Raw genomic sequence first — 4984 nt, 5'->3', positions numbered from 1 at the left:
TGGCAAGGGCAGCAATGAGTTGTGCATGGACGACAGTCCCGGCGAAGTCGGCTTGCGCCTGGCCAGCAGCACGGCCGATACCGCGCTGAGTCTGGGCCACATCGCCACGCCGCGAAAGAAGGGCGAGGCGGTGCACCGGGGAACCGGGGTGGAGTTGCGCACCGAGGGCGCGGCGGTGTTGCGCGCGGCGCAGGGGTTGTTGTTGACCACGTTCGGGGCCGCCAAGGAGGCGCCGCATCTGGCCCATACGGAACTCAGCGAGTTGATCGGGCGGTGCCATGAGTTGACCCGCGCGCTGGCAGCAGCCGTGGAGAAAGCCGGCGGCCATCGTCCCTCCACGGAAGCCAGCGAAACGGCGCAGCGCGCGCTCGCGACCTGGCCGGGAACGGCGGGTGCCGACAAACGCGACACCTCCCCAACAATGGCACTGGCATCGGCCAATGACATCGTCATCGCCACGCCCGAGTCTCAGTCGCTGTACGCCGGCAAGCACCTCAATCTGGCCGCGGATGCCGACATGCACCTCGCCAGCGGCGAACACGCCCACGTGACGGCGGGACGGGGGGTCACCGTCCATGCCTGCGAGGGCGGCATCGACCTGCGCGCCGCGAACGGGCCGGTGGGTGTCGAGGCGACGCAGGGCGACATGCGCCTGACTGCCCGGCAGGCGGTCACGGTCACCAGCCATGACGACGAAATCGTCCTCTCCGGAAGAACCATCAAGCTCATCGCCGGCGACGGCAGTTATATCCGGCTGGGCGAAGGCGTCCAGGTGGGCTCCCCCGGCGAATGCCTGATCGACGTGAAACGCGTGCACTTCGATCCGCCACGCAGTCTTGATCGGTTGACGGAACAAGCGACCACGGACGGCGCCCGCCAACGGGCCCGCTTCACCTTCCCCGACATCCATCCGATGGCCGCGGTGAGCGCCGCGGGTTGGGCCTACACCCTGCGCCGCGAGGACGGCTCGGAGCAAACCGGCACGGTCGACGACGATGGCTTGACCGAATGGCTCGAGACCGACACCGTCGCCAAGGCGCGCATGGAGGCGAACGCGCATCCGGACGACGACACCGCCCCGGCGCCGGACGCAGGAGAGCCCGCATGAGCCGCCGCCTGATCGTCGTCGGCGACCGTCACTCGCACGGCGGCACGCTGGAACACGGCTGCGCGGACGCCTTCATCGGCGGCCGCGCCATCGTGCGGCAGGGCGATAAGGCGCATTGTCCGCTGCACGGCGACACCTACGTCGCCACCGCCAGCGCACGCGTCAGCTATTACGGCGCCACCGGCGCCTGCGAAGGCGACGAACTCGCCTGCGGCGCGCGCCTCATCGCCAGCCAATCCCTCGTCAGCAGCAGCACCTGAAGATACGCATGCCCACATCGAACACGAACGCCAAGCGCCCGCTCGCCGAGCGCGACATCCTCCTGCTCGAAAAGAACCCGACGTCCCATCCGACCTTGTACGTACCCTCGGCCTTGCCGGGCATCGTCATCTTCGTCCACGGCGTCAACGACCCGGGCGGCAACTACGACATCATAGAGAAGGGCTTATGCGACGGGCTGAATGAACGGCTGGATGCGTTTCGGCTGATTCCGGGGCGTTATGGCGACGAATACGCAGCGGCGCACAAGTCGAAGCTGAAGCCTGGCGATGATGAATACGGTGACATCGCCGAGGTCAAATACGACCCCGACACGTACCTCTACAAGCGCGAGGAAGTTCCCGGCGACGTCGGCAAGCGCACGCACAGCGTCTTCATCCCGTTCTATTGGGGCTATCGCGCCGCCGAGGAAGAAATCGCCTATGAGAAGCCCGAGAAAGACGAAGTCACGCGTCGCTACAAGACGGTGCGCGGCCAGTATCAGGACATCCACGGCAACCGCCTGAGCAAGCACTTCGCCAAGGGCGGCGGCATGTTCAACAACGCCACGACCTCGCTCCCTGCCATGTTCGAAGGGGGCTTCTATAACAGCAACCTCAACGCGGGCCTCAATTGGGCACGCGACATGCGGCTTAAGAAGACCTTCGACGCCTATCAGTTCAGCGGCACCAGTCCGCACCGCCGCTACATGGTGCTGGCCGCCGAACGGCTGGCGATGCTGGTGCGCGAGATCCGTCGCGTGGCTGCTGACGACACCATCACGATCATGGGCCATAGCCAGGGTACGTTGGTCACCCTGCTCGCCCAGGCCATCCTGGCCGAGGGCAACCCTGCGCGCACCTTCGAGCGACAGACCATCGCGGCGTTACCGGCGGCGCGGCGTGCCGACACACTCATTCTGGTCGATTCGCCCTACAGCATCCGGGAGCCCGCCGCGGAAACCGCCGCGCAATACGACCGCAAACGTTACAGCACGCGCGGCAAAGTCAATACGCTGGTCAATATCGTCGGCGCCGTCACGGAGAAGCCGCATACCGTGCCGCCCCTGGCTGACTTGTCGCCGGCCATCAAGGGAAATCAACGGCACCTCGGTCAGGCGGGCATGCTCTGGAAGGGTGCCGGCGACGCCACCCGCCGTCAGAGCGACCGAACGCTCGTGCCGTTCGTGGAGCGCGACAACCGGGGTAAGGTCTATATGTACTACTGCCCCGAAGACGGCACCGTCAGCTTACCCACGATCAAGGGGATCGGCGTGGAAGGTGTGCCCGACCGTGTGCCGCTATCTTTGAACATTGGCCAAAGCGTCAGGAGCTTCTTCGTCAGCGACGTTCGGGACACCTACCCAGCCATGGCGACCCTGGCGGGCAAGCGCTTTTTTCAACGCGCCTGGACGCGCCGGAGCAAGGACAAGGACGGCAAGGATACGGCGGTGGGGCAACCGCCGCCGCATCGCCTCCGTTTCGAGGGCGGATGGGACTGTCAGATCAATGCGGAAGCCATTTCGCCGCCATACGTCCCGGCTATGCATGGAGGCGAGGTCGTGAAAGGGGATGAGAAGCGCGCGGGCCTGGTGACGCCCAACGATTACGCCAAGGACCTGGCCATCGGCAATCCGGACGAGCACATGCCTTTCGTCGTCATGTCCGACGTCGCCTCACCAGGATTTCCCGACATGGAGGCCATCAAGCGCGACTTCAATAAAGACAAGGAACCCGACGACCAGACCTACGCCGTACGCGTCGAGCGACTGGTCGCCTCGCCACGAACCGGGGGAAAAAGCTATCTGGTTGCCCGGGAAGAAACCCCCAACGAGACCCGGGCACGCATGCAGCGCGATCAGAGGGCCTGGCAGGAAAACAACTACCACTCGGCGATTCTGTCCGATGCCGACAACCTGCGCCGGGTGGTCGCCTTCGATGTCGCCGTGGGGCAGGCCAAGGTGCTGGACGATCCCGATTGGCGGCGGCTGTTTATCGGGTTGGCTGATTGGAAGATGGATAAGGATGCGTTTCCAGACCTCAAGGCAAATCCGCGCTTCACTGAGCTTAGTAATTCGGCGCGCGCGTTAGCAGAAGGCTGTAAGAAGTATTATCAGCACGGCATCTTCCCAGCGTCACTGGTGCGCACCGAGATCCCCTCGCTTGTCGATGCGGAGCGACGTTGATGCTGAAGCTTCCCGACCTCGCCCCGATCCTTTCCCGCCTCCCACCGCACTTTGTGACCGGCCTTCGCCACGGCGCCATCGCGCTGTCCGGCGTGGCCGGTGTGCTCTTGGTCTCCCTGTCCATCTTTATCCAGGCATCCGGTATGTCCTCCTCCGCCAACGCCATCCTCGGTAAGTACATTCCCATCATCGGCTTCATCGCCCTGGTCGCCGGCCTCGGCGCCTTGTTGGTGACCTATTCCCGTGGTGTGGCACGCACCGAAAAGGCGGAGAAAGCGCAGCAGACCGCGCTCGCCCGGGAGCGCGCGATGGAACCGCGCCAGCGCATCCTCAACGGCACCGGTGATCGTTTTGCGCTGGAAATTCGCGGACTCGGCTTCTATCTGGAAGGCTTGTCCCAGGACGAGATATGGAAACGCTTCACGTCGGTCCGGCCCATGGCCTCCGTCCTGTCGCAGCGCATTGAGGATTATCCCCAGTCGGCGGGACGCCGAATCACACGGCACGCCGTAGGCAACGGTATTGTTGCCGACCACGTCGCGCTCGACGCCATGCACCTTTGGCCCGTGCCGGGCTTCGCCGCCCAACCGCCCTCGCATCCCACCGCCGAAACCTGGGCGGGCGAGTCCTACGGTGACTTGTTCCACCGCGCGAGCCTCGTGTACAGCTTCGGCATCTGGGTGGACGACATCAACGGCGACGACGCCTCGCCGCTGGTCGATAAACTGTTCGCCTTCTTCGACGCCCATCCGGAGGTGCCGCAAGCGATTGTGATGACCAAGGACGGTGACATCGTCCGAGAATATATGGAGGGTTCCAGCACCCGGCGCATCGAAGGCCCGCACAAGCCCGACAAACCGCTCAGCGTCGTTGCCCTGCTGGTCAGCCGCACCGATCGGGTCGATCGTTTCATCCGGCCGTACGCCATGCACGAGGACACCATCGCGCGCACGCCACAGCAGACCCAATACGACTACATCAAGCTCTATAACTTCTACTGGAAGGAGAGTCACCGCTACGGCGAAGGTGATCGCGGTACCTACATATCGACCACGATGAGCGCCAGCCATTGGGCGAGCGTCCTGCCCCAGTTCCTGGCCACCATTGACGACAAGGGCGTGCCCGGCTTCCAGCGTACCGACTTCCTGCCGCTGCGCTGGACGAACTGGCAGGTCGATCTGTTCGACAACCCGCCGATCATGGGTTATCTGCACCGGCCGGTCACCGTGCGCCTGCGCGACAAGGACGATAAGCCGCTCACCGGCGAGGCCCAGGTCGCGGCGTTGCGCGCGGGCTGGACGCGGGCGGTCGGCACCCTGCCCATCGACGACGTGCCTTCGCGACTTTTTCGCGACACCCGCCACGATGCGGGCGTGACCAAGGCACTGGGTCCGATCCTCAAGGCGCAACCCACGCCGCTGGCGCTCCACGAC

4 protein-coding genes are annotated in these 4984 nt (G+C 64.8%); all 4 read left to right on the top strand.

Translation table 11 applies throughout. The features are described from left to right. The coding region (locus tag VGM71_RS04055; RefSeq protein ID WP_331542537.1) for a type VI secretion system Vgr family protein at positions 1 to 1108 on the top strand (1108 nt) is incomplete at its 5' end. Continuing rightward, the gene (locus VGM71_RS04050; protein WP_331542536.1) at positions 1105 to 1368 is read left to right on the top strand and encodes a PAAR domain-containing protein; all 264 of its coding nucleotides are present in this window, start codon (positions 1105 to 1107) and stop codon (positions 1366 to 1368) included. The genes VGM71_RS04055 and VGM71_RS04050, both read left to right, overlap by 4 nt. 113 nt (positions 1369 to 1481) lie before the next feature. Beyond that, positions 1482 to 3551 (top strand): T6SS effector phospholipase Tle3 domain-containing protein, encoded by a 2070-nt coding sequence (locus VGM71_RS04045; RefSeq protein ID WP_331542535.1) that lies wholly within the window; start codon positions 1482 to 1484, stop codon positions 3549 to 3551. Then, positions 3551 to 4984 (top strand): type VI lipase adapter Tla3 domain-containing protein (locus VGM71_RS04040; protein WP_331542534.1); only part of this gene is annotated, 1434 nt, incomplete at its 3' end. The genes VGM71_RS04045 and VGM71_RS04040, both read left to right, overlap by 1 nt.

Origin of the sequence: Luteibacter sp. (genome assembly GCF_036499525.1) — a bacterium.
In the GTDB taxonomy this organism is placed as follows: domain Bacteria; phylum Pseudomonadota; class Gammaproteobacteria; order Xanthomonadales; family Rhodanobacteraceae; genus Luteibacter.
The sequence above is the reverse complement of the archived record's forward strand: the minus strand, read 5'-3'. Positions and strand labels throughout refer to the sequence as shown.

Excerpts from the sequence above, each read along its gene's own strand:
- VGM71_RS04050 (WP_331542536.1), top strand. The coding sequence starts at position 1,105 with ATGAGCCGCCGCCTGATCGTCGTCGGCGACCGTCACTCGCACGGCGGC.